Genomic DNA, 14,346 nt, shown 5'->3' with positions numbered 1-14,346 from the left:
CCCTCCCTAGGCTTGCCCGGTGACGACCGGTACGACGACCCCCTCGGCTCCCGCCCCCGCCCCCGGCTCCGCCGCCCCCGGGCCGGCCTGGCTGCCCGTGGCCGCCGTCGGGGTGACGCTGGTGCTGTGGGCCTCGGCGTTCGTCGCGATCCGCCACCTCGCCGACGACTTCGGCCCCGGCTCGCTCTCGCTGGGTCGCCTGCTCGTCGGGGCGGTCGTGCTGGGGGCGTTCGTGGTCGGCCGCCGGCTCCCGCGGCCGACGGGACGGCAGTGGGTCTCGCTGGTGACGATCGGCGTGCTCTGGTACGGCGTCTACAACGTCGCGCTCAACGCCGGCGAGCACCGGGTCGACGCCGGCACGGCCGTGATGCTGATCCAGGTCTCCCCCGTGCTCATCGCGCTCCTGGCCGCGGTGTTCCTGTCCGAGCGGTTCACCGTCCACCTCGCGCTCGGCCTGGCGCTGGCGTTCGGCGGCGTCGCCGTCATCGCGTTCTCGACCTCCGAGGCCGAGGACCGCGACCCCCTCGGCGTCGTGCTGTGCCTGGTCGCCGCGCTCGTCTACTCGATCAGCCTGGTGCTCCAGAAGCCGCTGGTCGCCCGGCTCTCCGCCCTGCACGTGACGTGGCTGGCCTGCACCATCGGCGCGGTGGTCTGCCTGCCGTGGGCCGGCGAGCTCGTCGCCGACGTGCGCGACGCCCCGACCAGCTCGGTGCTGTGGGTCGTCTACCTGGGCGTCTTCCCGACCGCGATCGCGTTCACGACGTACGCCTTCGCGCTGCAGCACATGAGCGCCTCGAGCCTGGGCATCACGACCTACCTGGTCCCCCCGATCACCATCGTGCTCAGCGTGCTGCTGCTCTCCGAGGCGCCGCCGGCGATGGCGTACGTCGGCGGCGTGCTCGCCCTCGTCGGCGTCGCCGTCGCCCGGCGCAAGCCGCGCACGGTCGCCCAGGAGCCGGCTCCGGCCTGAGGCCGGGGATTCCTTTACCCGGCTAGACCGTTGCGGCGGATGCGGTCGTTTGCGCCGCCCCGGGGGTGCCGCGCCCCCTAGCCTTGCCAGGTCGGACCCGGAGGGGCGTCCGCGGTCGACCTGGGGGGGAAGGCATGAGTGCTGTCGCGCGCGCCGCCGCCGACCCCCCGCGCCGGCCGGTGGGCCGCCGTCGCCGCACCGTGGTGATGCGCGTCGACGACGGCGTGGTCAGCCTCGGCGGCCACCGACTCTTCACGGGCACCGAGGAACAGCTGCTGGCGTCGATCGCCGAGCTGCGCGCGCTGGGCCGCCCGACGCTGATGGTGACCGCGAACGTCGACCAGGCGCTGGACCTCGAACGCCGGGCGGGGACCGCCGAGGCCTACGCCGCCGCGGACCTCGTGATCGTCGACGGGATGCCGCTGGTGCACCTGGCCCGGGCGCTCGGCGCCCGCGGGATCCACCGCCACACCGGCGCCGACCTCCTCCCGCAGGTCGCCGGGCTCTCCGGCGGCCGACGCTGGCGCGTCGTCGTCCTCGGCGGCGACCCGGCCGTCGCGGAGCAGGCCGTGCGCAACCTGCGCGCTGACCACCCCGGAGCGCGCATCTCCGCCGTCCCCTTCCCGTGGATCGACTCGGCCGACGACCCGGCGTCCTCCGCCGCAGTCGAGGGCCTGCACCGGGCCCGTCCCGACATGGTGTTCGTCTGCCTGGGGTCGCCCAAGCAGGAGGCGTGGTACCTCACCTGGCAGGACGCCCTGCCGCCAGCCGTCTACATCGGTGCCGGCGCGGCCGTGGACTTCGCCGCCGGCCGGTTCGCCCGCGCGCCGAAGGTCGTCCAGCGCATCGGCGGGGAATGGGTGTGGCGACTGTGCCAGGAGCCGCGCCGGCTCGCGCACCGGTACCTCGTCAAGGGACCGCGCATCGTCCGGGTGGCGCTGAGGTCGTGGGCCGCCCGACGGTCCCCGGACCCCGAGGGCCGCGCCGAGGTCGGCCTGACGGTGGTGTCGCCGGCGCCGCCGCCCTGTCGCGGGTGCGACGGGCCGGTGCCGTGCGACCTCCACCGAGTCCCGGTGGAGAACGGCGACCAGCCGATAGCCTGACGCACCGTCGGGTTCCGTGCCGAGCGAGACGACGATGGGGGTGGGCGATGGACCTGCGCGAGTACCTGCTGCTGCTCCTGCGGCGGTGGCCCTCGTTCGTCCTCGCCTTCGCGAGCATCGTCGCCCTCGGCGTCGGCGCGTCCCTCCTCATGGAGCCGACCTACGAGGCGTCGGCGTCGGTCTACGTCAGCGCGGACCCCGTGCGGGTCGAGGCGGCCGCGGGGTCCCAGGGCGACTTCGAGTCGGCCCTCTCCGCCCAGGAGCGCGGTGACGAGCTCGTCGCCGAGCGGCTGAAGAGCTACGCGATGGCCATCAACTCCGAGGCCGTGCTGCTCCCCGTGATCGAGGAGCTCGACCTGGGCGGCGAGGCGCAGTTCGGCGCCCTGAACCGCCGGGTCTCGGCCGAGGTGGTCTCCGACTCCCGGGTCATCGAGGTGACCGTCACCGACCGCACCGCCGGCGGGGCGGCCGACGTGGCCAACGGCATCGTCGCCAGCCTCCCGTCCGCGGTCGCCCGGCTCGACGGCGCCCGCGGGCCGCAGGCCTCGCTGGCACAGTTCGCCGTCCTGCAGCGGGCCCTGCCGCCGCAGGACCGGGTCTCCCCGAACCTCAAGCTCAACGGCGCGCTGGCGCTGGTCCTCGGACTCTTCGCCGGCGCCCTCGCGGCCGTGCTGACGGAGACGTTCGACAACCGGCTCCGCCGCGGCTCCCAGGTGAGCGCCTCGGGCGCACGCCACCTCGGCTCGCTGCCCGAGCTCAAGGAGCGGGTCCGCGCGACGCTGCTCGTCCCCGACGAGCAGCCGCCCGAGGTGCGCAACCTCTTCACCCGGCTCGCCGTCGACGTGCGCATCGCCGCCGGGCCCGGGCCGCTCCGGCTCCTGGTCACCTCCCCCCGCGAGGGGTCCGGCACCACCAGCGTCGCGGCCAACCTCGCCGCCCGTCTCGCCGCCGCGGGCGAGCAGGTGCTGTACGTCGACACCGACACCTCCGACCGCAGCTTCTCGCGGGTCGCGGGCCTCGCCGACGGCACCGGTCTCTCCGACGTGGTCGCGGGGAACAGCGAGCTGGAGACCTCGCTGACCTTCTGGCAGCCGGGCGGCTTCACCGTGCTCCCGCACGGCCGGTCGACGGTGAACGCGGCCGACCTGCTCGGCGGGGCGTCGTTCCGCAGCCTGCTGGAGACCGCCGACCGCATCTTCGACGCGGTCGTCCTCGACGCCCCCACGATGAGGCACAGCCCCGAGGCGGGGCTCCTGCTCCGGGAGGTCCCCAACGTCCTCCTCGTGGTGGGTGCCCGGCGCACCCGGCGCGCGGAGTTCCGGGCGGCGATCGAGGCCGTGCAGCGGTCCGGGGCGACCGTCGTCGGCTCCGTCCTCACGCGGGCCACGCGGAGCACGACCATCGCCACGGCCGCCGAGGAGCACGAGGCGCCGGAGGCGGTCGCCCGGTGAGGCTCCTCGTCGTGACCCCCGTGCACAACGAGGCGGAGAACGTCGCCGGGCTGGTCGAGACGCTGGCCGACCAGCACTTCCAGGACTTCGACTGGGTGGTGGTCGACGACGGGTCCACCGACGACACGGTCGCCCGGCTCGCCGCGCACGACCGGGCCCGGCGCGCCCGCGTGGTCGCCAAGGCCAACGACGGCGGCCTGATCGGGGGGTCGGCGTACACCTCGTGGCGCTTCGGCGTCGCCGCGGCCCTCGCCGAGCGCGAGGACCACACCCACGTGATGAAGCTGGACGCGGACGTGCGCCTGGCCCCGGACTACCTGGCCCGGGTCGTGCCGCTGGCCCGCGGCGACGTCGGGATCGCGGGCGGGGTGATCGTGTCGCGCGGGATGGCCGAGCAGAAGTTCCACGTCCCCGGGCCGGTCAAGCTCTTCACGCGCGAGGCCTACCACCTGGCCGAGACGCTCCCGGCCGCGATCGGCAACGACGTGATGGACGAGGTGGCGGTCGCCCGGGCCGGGTTGCGGACGGTCGTCGACCCCGCGGCGCGGTTCACCCTCGCCCGGGCGATCGGCGCCAGCGAGGGCCGGGTGCACGGCCGCTTCCGCAACGGCCGGGTCTGCCGGTGGACGGGCTACGACCCGGCGTACTTCCTGCTCCACGCCGCGCGCTACCTGGTGCGACGGCCGTGGGCGGTCGGGACGATCGCGATGCTGGCCGGCTACCTCACCGCCGGCCCCGGCCCCTACGAGCCGGGGCTGAAGGACGCGCACCGGCGGATGCAGCGGCGCAAGCTCGCGGAGGCCGCCCGCGGCCCGATCGCCTTCTGGCGCCGGGCCTACCGGGTCGAGCACCCCTGACGGCTCAGCCCTCCGGTCCGGCGTTCCGGCTGGAGTGCAGGCCGAAGGCGGGGTCGGCGGCCAGGCGCCGGCGGTTGGCGCGCTGGTCCCCGTCCGGGTCCCGGAGCCGCCGACGCCACGGGCTCGCCTCGACGGTCGCGTAGACGCGTCGGTGCAGGTCGACCCCGGTCCCCCAGCCGCGCCGGTCCAGCGGGGGCGGGCCGGCGCGCGCCGCGTCGCGGGCGGCGACGAGGGCGTCCCGGAGGACCTCGGCGGTGAGGGGCGGGTCGTGGAGGGCGACCCAGGCGGGCCCGACCTCCGCCTGCAGGGCGAGGTTCGCCGGGCTCCGCGGGACGAGGACCGGCCGGCCCACGGCGAGCGCGTAGAGGAGCGCCCCGGAGTTGTACATGCCCTCGTACGGCAGGACGACGAGGTCGCGCGCCCGGATCATCCGGACCAGCTCGTCGTCCGGGACGTGCCGCGCGGCCAGCTCGACACCGGGGCTGCGGTCGGCGAGCGCGCGGAGCTCCGCGGCGTACGTCGCCTCCACCGGCCGGCCCGCGACGAGGACCGGCACGTGCGCCGCGGTCGCCGCCTCGACGACCCGCTCGATCCCCTTGTAGGGCCGCAGCATCCCGAACAGCACCGCGCCCCCGACGTACGCCGCCCGCCCGTCGTCGAGCGAGGCGGTGCGCTCGAGCCAGGGACGGTAGGACCCGTGGAGGACGACGACCCCACGTGAGGTGTCGTTGTGCTCGGCCTCGTTGAGGTAGACGCGCACCGACACCAGACGGTCGAGGAACCGTGCGAGCAGCCGCTCGGCCCGGCTGCCCGTCTCGTGGGAGGCGAGGTTGTGCACGGTCAGCACGACCGGGACGCGGCCGCGGGCCACGCGCAGGAGCAGGACGGTCGAGGTGAGCAGCTTGACCAGCGTCCGGAGCCGGGTGGCGCCCCGCACGAGCTGGTGGGGCCAGTGCACGTGGACGACGTCGGCGCGCAGGCGCAGGGCCGTCCAGGGGTCGAGGAACCGGATGTCGGCGTGTGCGCCCAGGCCCGCCACCAGCTCGTGCAGGTACGGGTTGTCGGTCTCCTTGAGCGGCCCCGTCGAGAACAGGACCACCGGCCTGGCGGCGCTCACGCGGGGCTCCTGCCGAGGACCGAGCGACCGGTGGCGACCAGCACCCCCAGGTCCGCGCGGCACCCGCGCGACAGCAGCGCGGGCGTGCAGGCCAGCACCCACACGACCGCGGCGACGAGCAGGGCCGGCACGGCACCCAGCTGACCGCCCCACCGGGCGTCGGCCCAGGCGGTCACCCCGCAGGCGACCGCGAAGACCGCCGCCGGACGCAGGGGCACCGCGAGCAGCAGCCCGGACGGGATGCCGACCCGGGGCAGCGCGACCACCGCCGCGGCCAGGAGGAGCAGCAGCTGGCCGGCGGCCGCCGCGAGGGCCACCCAGGTCGGCCCCCACGGGGCCGCGACCACCATCATCGCGACCATGACCGTCCGGGCCCCCAGCTCGGAGGCGAGCAGCACGCCGGCCCGGTCCTGCGCCAGCAGCACCCAGTAGCAGACGTAGCCGGCCGCCTGGAAGGCCCCGCCCAGGCAGAGCGCGCGCACGTACGGGACGGCCTGGTCCCAGCCGTCGCCGAGGACGACCTCGACGAGCGGCCGAGCAGCGCCGGCGATGAGGCTGAGCACGCCGAGGAGCAGCGTGCACAGCAACAGCTGGGCCGTCCGCACGGCGCCGGCGAAGGCGACCGGGTCCGCACGGCGGGCCGTGAGCTGGGGCAGGACCACCCGCGTCAGCGGCGCGGCGACCTGCTGCACCGGCAGCCGGGCGACCTGGAACGCGCGGTTGTAGGCCCCGAGGACCGTCGGGCCCCACACGCGCCCGACGAGGACGGAGTCGACGTTGCTGCTCACGTAGTTGGCGACCTGGGCGGCGAAGGTCAGGCCCCCGAAGCGCAGCAGACCGCCCATGCCGGCTCCCCGTCCCGGCAGGCCCGGCCACCAGCCGGCGCGACCCGCCAGCACGACCAGCGTGACAGCGGCCGCGGCGACCTGCTGGACGACCAGGCCCCAGTGGCCGCCACCGGCGAGGATGGTGACCAGGCCACCGGCGAGGCCGACGACCTGGCCGACGACGTCGGCCCCGGCGAGCACGCCGAAGCGAGAGGCGCGGTTGAGCTCGGTCCGGAACTGGCCGGCCAGGCCGTTGAGCAGGAAGACCACGGACAGGCCGTACGCGACGGGGCCGACCGCCGGCTCGTCGTACACGGCGACCAGCAGCGGCGCCGAGGCGCAGACGGCGGCCGCGAGCACCGCACCGATGCCCGTGGAGATCCAGAACAGGTTCGAGCGCTGCCGCGCGGTCAGGTCAGGGGCGCTGAGCGCCGCGAGCGAGAGGCCGAAGTCGCCCAGCACGTGGGCGACGCCCACCACGGCGACGACCATCGCGACGAAGCCGAACTCCTCCGGATTCAGCATCCGGGAGAAGAGCATCAGGGCTACGATCTGGACGCCGTACTTGGTCCACTGCCCGCCGAGCGCGACAGCTGCGTGCCGACCGGAGACGCGAGCACTCACGCAGTTGCCTTCCTCACCCCTCTGGAGTCGTAGCCGGTGACAAGCTCCGTGGCGGTCCGGGCGACTGGGCCGAGACTAGCGAGCCGACGCCGTCCTGTTCGCGAGTTGCTGCGGGTCGGCCCGCAGCGGGCGGCGTCGCTGCTCGCGGTGCTGCTGTGGCTGCGCCTGGTCGGTGAGCTGCTCGTGCTGTCGTTCACCACCGAGAAGCGGTTCGTCCCCGTCGGCCAGGAGGCTCCCTCCAACGCCACCGCCGGCGCGGTCGCCACCGGGCTGACCGTCGCGACCATCGCCGTGGCCGGCCTGCTGGTCCTCGCCAACCTCAACGCCGCCACGAGGGTGGGGCTCGGCCGGGTCGGGCTCTTCCTGCTGCCCTGGCTCTACCTGCTGTGCCGGGACGCGTACGCCGGGCACGTGGAGCGCAACGCCGTCGTGTTCGCCCTGATCGTGCTCGCCCTCGCCGCGCTGAACCCGGGCGTCGCGCTGTTCCGGACGCTGGCGGCCCTGACCGTGCTCACCGCCGTGATCGCACTCGTCCTGGGGATCGTCGCCCCTGAGACCGCACTGCTGCGGGAGACCACCGGCGAGCTGCGCATCTCGGACAAGGCCCTCGTCCCCGCCCTGGGGCTGCTCCAGGGCCCGTTCACCTCCGAGAACAACCTCGCGCAGTACCTCGCCCTCGGACTGCCGTCGCTCGTCGTCCTCCGGCGCCGCGCCTGGCGGTGGACGTCGGTGGTCCTCGTCCTCCTCGCGATCGGGTGGAGCTCGAGCAGGAGCGGGCTGCTGACCGCCGGCGTGGTGCTCGCGGCCGGCGCGGTGCTCGCGGTCCTGGCGCGCCGGGGCTGGCGGCGGGCCGTGCAGCTCGTGGCGCTCGGGCTCACCGCCTGCCTCGCGGCCGTCGGGGCGGTGCTGCCGTTCCTGCCGTGGCCGCCGGAGGCGTTCACCGAGCGGGCCCTCATCTGGCAGGGCACCGCCGGCGCGTGGCTGTCCCAGGACGAGGTCTTCGGGCTCGGCACGCAGTGGTTCACCGAGGTCGGCGGCACCGTGACCAGCCCGCTCAACGACGCGGCGTACCACGCCCACAACCAGTTCCTGCAGCTCGGCGCCACCGGCGGGCTGCTGCTCGTGGTCCTCGCGTCCGTGTGGCTCCTCGCCGTGACCCTCCTGGCGACCGACGCCGGCTCACCCGCCCAGCTGCCCGCGGCGCTCACCGTGCTGGCGGTGGTGGTCAGCGGCTACCTCGAGGTCCCGGTGGGCTTCGTCGACCGGTGGGCCTTCTGGGTCGTGACCTCCGTGCCGCTCGCCGCGGCGTACTTCTCGGCCCCCCGGGTCTTCCGCTGGGGAGGGGAGGGATGACGCCTCCGTCCGTGCAGGAGTCGCTCCGCGACGCCCTGGAGCAGGATCGCCGGGACCGTCGCTCGCGGGTCGTCGTCGGGACCGTCGTCGTGCTCGCGCTGGTGGGAGCCCTGGTGCTGGGGACGACCGGCGTGCTCTCCGCCCTCGGCCAGCACGGTCGGTTCGAGCACGAACCCGCCGTGGTCGTGACCGACGGCGACCCCTACACGACGATGGCGCTCTACGCCGACCCCGCGTCGGAGACCGCGCGGGCCGCCGCGACCGATGCCCGGGTCGCCCCGCTCGCGGCCGTGCCCCAGGGCGCGTGGTTCACCGACTGGACCGACGCCTCGACGATCCGCGGGTCGGTGGCGGCGTACGTCGGCGGCGCGTCGGCCCGGCACGAGCTGCCCCTCGTCGTGCTGTACCGGATCCCCGACCGGGACTGCGGCGGCCACGCCAGCGGAGGCGCGAGCGATGCCGAGGACTACCGCGCCTGGGTCGAGGGCGCGGCACGCGGGATCGCCGGCCGGCCCGCCATCGTCGTCATCGAGCCGGACGCGGTGGGCCAGCTCGACAAGTGCACCGGCCCGGAACGGGTCGACCTGCTCCGCTTCGCCGTGGAGCGGATGGCGGCCACCGGGGCGTGGGTCTACATCGACGCGGGGCACTCCGACTGGTGGCCCGCCGAGGAGATGGCTCGGCGGCTCGAGTCGGTCGGCATCGCCGGTGCCCGCGGCTTCGTCACCAACGTCGCGAACTACCACTCCGCCGACGCCGAGCAGTCCTACGCCGAGGACGTCGTCGCAGCGCTCGCCGCCCGCGGGACCGAGGACGTCCGCTACCTCGTCGACACCGGCCGCAGCGGCGGCCGGGTCGAGGCCGGCGAGCGGTGCAACCCGCCCGGGGCGAGGACCGGCCCGGCCCCCGCCCTGGTGTTCGACGGCAGCCTCGACGGCTACGCGTGGGTCAAGCCGCCGGCGGAGTCGGACGGGCCTTGCGCCGGTGGCCCGCCCTCCGGGTACTACCGGCAGCTGGCGCTCATGCTGCTGGGCCTCCCGAACAGCATCGAGGACTGACGCATTCGCCGGTCGCAGCCGCCCTGCAGTTGCTAGCGTGCGTGCAATGCACGGGGGAGCAGGAAAGGGTGTCGCCGTCGTCATCGACGACGAGCCGGACGCCCGTGCCCTCCTCGAGACGATCCTGGTCGCGGCCGGCTTCGACGTCGTGACCGCGGGCGACGGCGCCGAGGGGCTCCGCGCGGTCCGGGCCCACACCCCGCGGCTGATCACGCTCGACCTCTCGATGCCGGGCACCGATGGCTTCGCCGTGCTCCGGGAGGTCCGCGAGCTGTCCTCGGCCTACGTCGTCATCGTCTCCATGCGCGCCGACGAGGTCGACCTCCTCCAGGGCCTCGGTTCCGGCGCGGACGGGTACGTCGTCAAGCCGGTGCGCCCGCGGGAGTTCCGAGCCCGCGTCGAGGCGCTGCTGCGCCGGCCCCGCCAGCTCGAGCAGCAGGCCGCCGGCCACCTCGCCGGCGCCGCGCCCGCCACCGCGCCGGCGCTCCCGATGCCGATGCAGGCGGCACCCGCGCCGCTGCTCCCGCCCGTGCCGGCGCAGGCCGCACCCGCGCCGGTGCTCCCGCCAGTGCCGGCGCAGGCCGCACCCGCGCCGGTGCTCCCGCCCGTACCGGTGCAAGCGCCTCCTGCGCCGCCGGCACCCACCCCCCTGCCGCCGGCACCAGCACCGCAGGCCGAGGCCCCCGCGCCTCCCCCAGCGCCCGAGCCCGCACCCGCACCCGAGGCGCTCGAGGCACCTCCGAGCCCGGCCGCCGGGGCACCGCCGCCCGAGCCGGTCCGCGCCGGCTCGTGGGAGCGCTTCCGGGGCCTGGCCCTCAACCGCACGACGCGGGAGCTCGTCGTGGACGGCGACCGCATCGAGCTCGACGCCGACCAGTTCGAGCTCCTGGTCTCGATCCTCGGCTCCGGCCGCCGGCTCCGCACGCGCTCGGACCTGTCGGTGGTCCTCACCGGTCTCGGGGAGCCCGGTGCGGGGTCCTCGGACCTCGAGCCACGGCACGTCGACGCGGTGATGGCGAGCCTGCTGGTGACCCTCGGCGAGGACCTCGAGGCGCCTCGGTGGATCGAGTCGATCCCGGGGGTCGGCTACCGCCGGGCGCAGATGTAGCGCCGGGCCGGGGTGCAGCTAGGCCGAACCGTCGGCGTCCGGGTCGGGCTCCTCGCCGGACTCCAGCCAGCCACGGAACGCCTCGAGGTTGCGGGTGGACTCCCCGCGCAGCTTGCGCCACTCCCACTCCTTGCGGATGGACGAGGCGAAGCCGAGCTCGAGGATGGCGTTGAACGACTCGTCGGCGTAGGTCAGCACCGACCCGAGGAGCCGGTCGAGCTCGTCGGGGCTGACCGAGCCGAGCGGCAGCCGGCCGTCGAGGTAGATGTCGCCGGTGCGGTCGACGGCGAAGGAGACAGCGTACATCCGCAGGTTGCGCTCGAGCAGCCAGCGGTAGACGCGCTCGTGGTTCTCGTCGGGGTTGCGGCACACGAAGGCGTGGACGCCGAGCGCGTGCTCGCCGACGTCGAGGCGGACGGCGGTCTGCAGCTTCTTCTCGCCGGGGAGGGTGAAGGAGAAGAGCCCCTCGCGGGTCTCCTCGAACTCGATCTCGTTCTCGGCCAGGTAGGACCGGACGCTCTCGGCGGTCTGCTCGTTCATGCCGCGGCCTCCCGCATGCCGGCGCGCGCCCGGCGGTAGACGTCGAGGGTCGCCGCGGCGGTCGCCTCCCAGGAGAACTCGCGGGCCTGGGAGAGCGCCCCGGCCGCGAGCCGGTCGCGCAGGACGGGGTCGGTGACGACGCGGTCCAGGGCCGCGGCCCAGTCGCGGGCGTCGTGCCCCTCGACGAGGAGGCCGCTGCGGCCGTCGCGGACGACGGTGGTCAGCCCACCGACGGCGGCCGCGAGCACGGGGGTCCCGCAGGCCTGGGCCTCGGCGGCGACGAGGCCGAAGGACTCGTTGTAGGACGGTACGGCGACGGCCGTGGCGGCGGCGTACCACTGGGCGAGCACCCGCTGGTCGACCGGCGGCACGAACCGCACGACGTCCGCGATCCCCAGCTCGGCGGCGAGCGCGGCGAGCGACTCGGGGCGGTCCAGGCCGGAGCCGGACGGGCCGCCGACGACCGGCACGACCAGGCGCGAGCGCAGCCCCGGCGAGCGGCGGAGCAGCTCGGCCACGGCGCGCAGCAGCACGTCGGGCGCCTTGAGCGGCTGGATCCGGCCGGCGAAGAGCAGCACGGCCGCGTCGCGGGGCAGGTCGAGCGCGGCGCGGGCGGTTGCCTGGTCGGTCGGGCAGAAGACCGACAGGTCGACGCCCGGGTGGACGACCTCGACGCGCGCCGGGTCGGCGTCGTACAGCTCGATCAGCTGCTCGGCCTCGAGGTCGGTGTTGGCGATGAGCATGTCCGCGGCCTCGACCACCTGCTCCTCGCCGATGATCCGGGCGGCGGGCTCCGGGGAGTCGCCGGCGGCCAGCGCGGCGTTCTTGACCTTGGCCATCGTGTGCATCGAGTGCACGAGCGGCACGCCCCAGCGGTCGCGGGCCAGCGCGCCGACCTGGCCGGAGAGCCAGTAGTGGGAGTGCACGACGTCGTAGTGCCCGACGGGCTGGACCGCCTCCGCGCGCAGCACCTCGCGGGCGAAGACGCACAGCTGGGCGGGCAGCTCGGCCTTGGTGAGGCCCTCGAACGGCCCGGCGTGGACGTGGCGCACCGAGACGCCGTCGTACGCCTCGACCACCGGCGGCAGCGCCGAGCTGGTCGCGCGGGTGAAGACGTCGACCTCGATCCCGTGGCGGGCCAGCCGCTTGGCGACCTCGACGACGTAGACGTTCATGCCTCCCGCGTCACCGGTGCCGGGCTGGTCGAGCGGCGAGGTGTGCAGGCTGATCATCGCCAACCGCCTGATCGGGTCCACGCTCGTCCTTCCGCCGTCCGCCGGTCCTCCGGGGCCCAACCGGTGGAGACCGCCGGTTGTTCCCGTCACCGGGCGTGGCTCCTGGTACCCGTTCGGCGGGAGGGCCGTCCCCGCCGGGCGCGGGCAGCCCCGGCCGCGGCCACGAGCAGCGCGCCGAGACCGACGAGCCCGTCGAGGGCGAGGCCGTCGCCGTCACCACGCAGCACCTCGAGCAGCGACCCGACCAGCACCGGCAGCGCCACCCCGACGACGACCTGCAGCCAGGTCACCCGCACGAGCGTCGCGCCGTACGCCGCGAGCGCGACGGCCAGCGCGACCAGGCCGATCCAGTACGCCGCGTCGCCGGCCGCTCCGCTGCCGAGCGGCCAGCGCACCGACCAGGCGAGACCGCCCAGCAGGCCGGCGGACCGGGCGAGCAGGAGGAGGCGGGGCTGGGACACGGCAGGCCAGTGTGCCAGCGGGCCGGACGGCTCACCACAATGGTCCGCATGACCGAGCCGACCCCCGCCCGTCGTACCGCCGTCGTCACCGGAGCCAGCAGCGGCATCGGCGCAGCGACCGCCCGGATGCTCGCGGGCGAGGGGTTCCACGTCGTCTGCGCCGCCCGGCGGGCCGAGCGGGTCGAGGCGCTCGCGGCCGAGATCGGCGGCACCGCGGTCGTGTGCGACGTGACCTCCGAGGAGTCCGTCGCGGCCCTCGCCGAGGTCGTGGGCGACCGGCTCGACGTGCTGGTCAACAACGCCGGCGGGGCGTTCGGCTCCTCGCCGGTCGCGCAGGCCGACAGCGACGAGTGGCGCCGGATGTACGAGGTCAACGTCATCGGCCTGATGCAGGTGACCCGTGCCCTCCTGCCCGCGCTGGTCGCGAGCGGCGCCGGCGTCATCCTCAACGTCGGGTCGACCGCCGGGCGGATCGCCTACGAGGGCGGCGGCGGCTACACCGCCGCCAAGCACGGCACGCAGGTCGTCACCGAGACCCTGCGGCTGGAGCTGTGGGACCAGCCGGTGCGGGTCTGCGAGGTCGCGCCCGGGATGGTGAAGACCGACGAGTTCGCGCTCGTGCGGTTCGAGGGCGACCGCGAGAAGGCGGAGTCGGTGTACGCCGGGGTCGCCGAGCCGCTGACCGCCGAGGACGTCGCCGACGCGATCACCTGGATGGTCACGCGTCCCTCGCACGTCAACGTCGACGAGCTGGTCATCCGCCCGCGGGCGCAGGCCGCGCAGCACAAGGTGCACCGCGTCCTGGACTGACGCGTTCCACGGTGTGGCCCGTCGCACGCCCCCGGCGGCCGGGAACCGTGGAAGGCTGACCGCCATGCAGACGATCGGACTTCTCGGCGGGCTCGGCTGGAAGAGCAGCGCCGTCTACTACGAGGCCCTCAACCGCGGCGTCGAGGAGCGGCTGGGCGGGCTCCACTCCGCGCGCACCGTGCTCGCGTCGGTGGAGTTCGCCGAGGTGACCGAGCTGGCCGCGGCCGAGCGCTGGGACGAGGTCGCAGCGACCCTGGTGGCCGCCGCGCAGGGCGTGGAGCGGGCCGGCGCGGACTTCCTGCTGATGTGCACGACGGCGTACCACCAGGTCTTCGACGAGGTCGAGGCCGCCGTCGACGTACCCGTCCTCCACCTCGCCGACGTCGTCGCCGACGCGTGCAAGGAGGCGGGGGTGTCGTCGGTGGGCTTCCTCGGGACGAGGTTCTCGATGACCCGGCCGTTCTTCACCGACCGGCTCGCCGGCCACGGCATCACCGTCCACGTGCCCGACGAGAAGCACCACCAGGAGCTCGACGACGTCGTGTACGGCGAGCTCGTGCACGGCCGCGTCCTCGACTCCTCCCGCCGCGGCGTCGTCTCGGTGATCGACGAGCTCTGGGACGCCGGCGCGGCCGGTGTCGTCCTCGGCTGCACCGAGCTCGAGCTGCTCGTCAAGCAGGCCGACGCCGACATCCCCGTCTTCCCCTGCACCACCCTGCACGTGGCTGCTGCGCTCGACCGCGCGCTGGGCTGAGCGGTCCTCCCGGGGGTAGTCACGGACGTTTTCGTCCTCCGGAGGGGTAGTCACGGACGTTCTCGTCCGTGACTACCC

At 75.1% G+C, this 14,346-nt stretch carries 14 protein-coding genes; 9 read left to right on the top strand and 5 right to left on the bottom strand.

The features are described 5' to 3' along the window. Positions 1-19: 19 nt before the first annotated feature. The 4 genes from QWY28_RS16540 to QWY28_RS16525 all read left to right on the top strand — a co-directional run bounded on the left by QWY28_RS16540 (position 20) and on the right by QWY28_RS16525 (position 4,381). Entirely contained in the window at positions 20-970 is a 951-nt protein-coding gene (locus QWY28_RS16540; RefSeq protein WP_300953668.1) for a DMT family transporter, read from the top strand. A gap of 134 nt (positions 971-1,104) precedes the next feature. Further along, positions 1,105-2,073 (top strand): WecB/TagA/CpsF family glycosyltransferase, encoded by a 969-nt coding sequence (locus tag QWY28_RS16535; protein ID WP_300953667.1) that lies wholly within the window; start codon positions 1,105-1,107, stop codon positions 2,071-2,073. A 47-nt stretch (positions 2,074-2,120) separates the two neighbouring features. Then, the gene (locus tag QWY28_RS16530) at positions 2,121-3,524 is read left to right on the top strand and encodes a hypothetical protein (protein WP_300953666.1); all 1,404 of its coding nucleotides are present in this window, start codon (positions 2,121-2,123) and stop codon (positions 3,522-3,524) included. Positions 3,525-3,535: 11 nt separating this feature from the next. Further along, positions 3,536-4,381, top strand: coding sequence for a glycosyltransferase family 2 protein (locus QWY28_RS16525; RefSeq protein ID WP_300953665.1), 846 nt, complete (start codon positions 3,536-3,538; stop codon positions 4,379-4,381). A 4-nt stretch (positions 4,382-4,385) separates the two neighbouring features. On the opposite strand, the gene QWY28_RS16520 is transcribed toward QWY28_RS16525, so the two are convergent. Both QWY28_RS16520 and QWY28_RS16515 read right to left on the bottom strand, forming a co-directional pair. Further along, on the bottom strand, positions 4,386-5,498 hold the full coding sequence (locus QWY28_RS16520; RefSeq protein ID WP_300953664.1) for a glycosyltransferase: 1,113 nt from the start codon (positions 5,496-5,498) through the stop codon (positions 4,386-4,388). Then, entirely contained in the window at positions 5,495-6,949 is a 1,455-nt protein-coding gene (locus tag QWY28_RS16515; RefSeq protein ID WP_300953663.1) for an oligosaccharide flippase family protein, read from the bottom strand. The genes QWY28_RS16520 and QWY28_RS16515 overlap by 4 nt, the downstream gene beginning before the upstream one ends. A gap of 105 nt (positions 6,950-7,054) precedes the next feature. Between QWY28_RS16515 and QWY28_RS16510 the strand changes: the two genes are divergently transcribed. The 3 genes from QWY28_RS16510 to QWY28_RS16500 are packed head-to-tail and all read left to right on the top strand — an operon-like array spanning position 7,055 to position 10,468. Next, the gene (locus tag QWY28_RS16510; RefSeq protein WP_300953662.1) at positions 7,055-8,302 is read left to right on the top strand and encodes an O-antigen ligase family protein; all 1,248 of its coding nucleotides are present in this window, start codon (positions 7,055-7,057) and stop codon (positions 8,300-8,302) included. Further along, entirely contained in the window at positions 8,299-9,360 is a 1,062-nt protein-coding gene (locus QWY28_RS16505; protein ID WP_300953661.1) for a glycoside hydrolase family 6 protein, read from the top strand. Before QWY28_RS16510 ends, QWY28_RS16505 begins: the two co-directional genes overlap by 4 nt. 46 nt (positions 9,361-9,406) lie before the next feature. Further along, positions 9,407-10,468, top strand: coding sequence for a response regulator (locus QWY28_RS16500; protein ID WP_300953744.1), 1,062 nt, complete (start codon positions 9,407-9,409; stop codon positions 10,466-10,468). Between the two features lie 18 nt (positions 10,469-10,486). Here the strand turns inward: QWY28_RS16500 and QWY28_RS16495 are convergent, their stop codons facing one another. From QWY28_RS16495 to QWY28_RS16485, 3 genes are all read right to left on the bottom strand, one after another. Then, the gene (locus QWY28_RS16495; RefSeq protein WP_300953660.1) at positions 10,487-11,008 is read right to left on the bottom strand and encodes a type III secretion system chaperone family protein; all 522 of its coding nucleotides are present in this window, start codon (positions 11,006-11,008) and stop codon (positions 10,487-10,489) included. Further along, positions 11,005-12,240, bottom strand: coding sequence for a D-inositol-3-phosphate glycosyltransferase (gene mshA, locus QWY28_RS16490; RefSeq protein WP_300953659.1), 1,236 nt, complete (start codon positions 12,238-12,240; stop codon positions 11,005-11,007). The genes QWY28_RS16495 and mshA overlap by 4 nt, the downstream gene beginning before the upstream one ends. An 89-nt stretch (positions 12,241-12,329) precedes the next feature. Next, positions 12,330-12,704, bottom strand: a complete 375-nt coding sequence (locus tag QWY28_RS16485; protein ID WP_300953658.1) for a hypothetical protein — start codon at positions 12,702-12,704, stop codon at positions 12,330-12,332. A gap of 48 nt (positions 12,705-12,752) precedes the next feature. Between QWY28_RS16485 and QWY28_RS16480 the strand changes: the two genes are divergently transcribed. Together QWY28_RS16480 and QWY28_RS16475 are read left to right on the top strand one after the other, a co-directional pair. After that, the gene (locus tag QWY28_RS16480; protein ID WP_300953657.1) at positions 12,753-13,514 is read left to right on the top strand and encodes an SDR family oxidoreductase; all 762 of its coding nucleotides are present in this window, start codon (positions 12,753-12,755) and stop codon (positions 13,512-13,514) included. Between the two features lie 64 nt (positions 13,515-13,578). Beyond that, positions 13,579-14,268 (top strand): aspartate/glutamate racemase family protein, encoded by a 690-nt coding sequence (locus QWY28_RS16475; protein ID WP_300953656.1) that lies wholly within the window; start codon positions 13,579-13,581, stop codon positions 14,266-14,268. Positions 14,269-14,346: the final 78 nt, after the last annotated feature.

The organism is Nocardioides oceani (assembly GCF_030412965.1).
In the GTDB taxonomy this organism is placed as follows: domain Bacteria; phylum Actinomycetota; class Actinomycetes; order Propionibacteriales; family Nocardioidaceae; genus Nocardioides; species Nocardioides oceani.
This window is presented reverse-complemented; position numbering and strand designations above follow the sequence as displayed.

Coding starts and splice junctions, on each gene's coding strand:
- QWY28_RS16535 (WP_300953667.1), top strand. CDS start 1,105: ATGAGTGCTGTCGCGCGCGCCGCCGCCGACCCCCCGCGCCGGCCGGTG.
- QWY28_RS16530 (WP_300953666.1), top strand. CDS start 2,121: ATGGACCTGCGCGAGTACCTGCTGCTGCTCCTGCGGCGGTGGCCCTCG.
- QWY28_RS16505 (WP_300953661.1), top strand. CDS start 8,299: ATGACGCCTCCGTCCGTGCAGGAGTCGCTCCGCGACGCCCTGGAGCAG.
- QWY28_RS16500 (WP_300953744.1), top strand. CDS start 9,407: ATGCACGGGGGAGCAGGAAAGGGTGTCGCCGTCGTCATCGACGACGAG.
- QWY28_RS16495 (WP_300953660.1), bottom strand. CDS start 11,008: ATGAACGAGCAGACCGCCGAGAGCGTCCGGTCCTACCTGGCCGAGAAC.
- mshA (WP_300953659.1), bottom strand. CDS start 12,240: ATGATCAGCCTGCACACCTCGCCGCTCGACCAGCCCGGCACCGGTGAC.
- QWY28_RS16480 (WP_300953657.1), top strand. CDS start 12,753: ATGACCGAGCCGACCCCCGCCCGTCGTACCGCCGTCGTCACCGGAGCC.
- QWY28_RS16475 (WP_300953656.1), top strand. CDS start 13,579: ATGCAGACGATCGGACTTCTCGGCGGGCTCGGCTGGAAGAGCAGCGCC.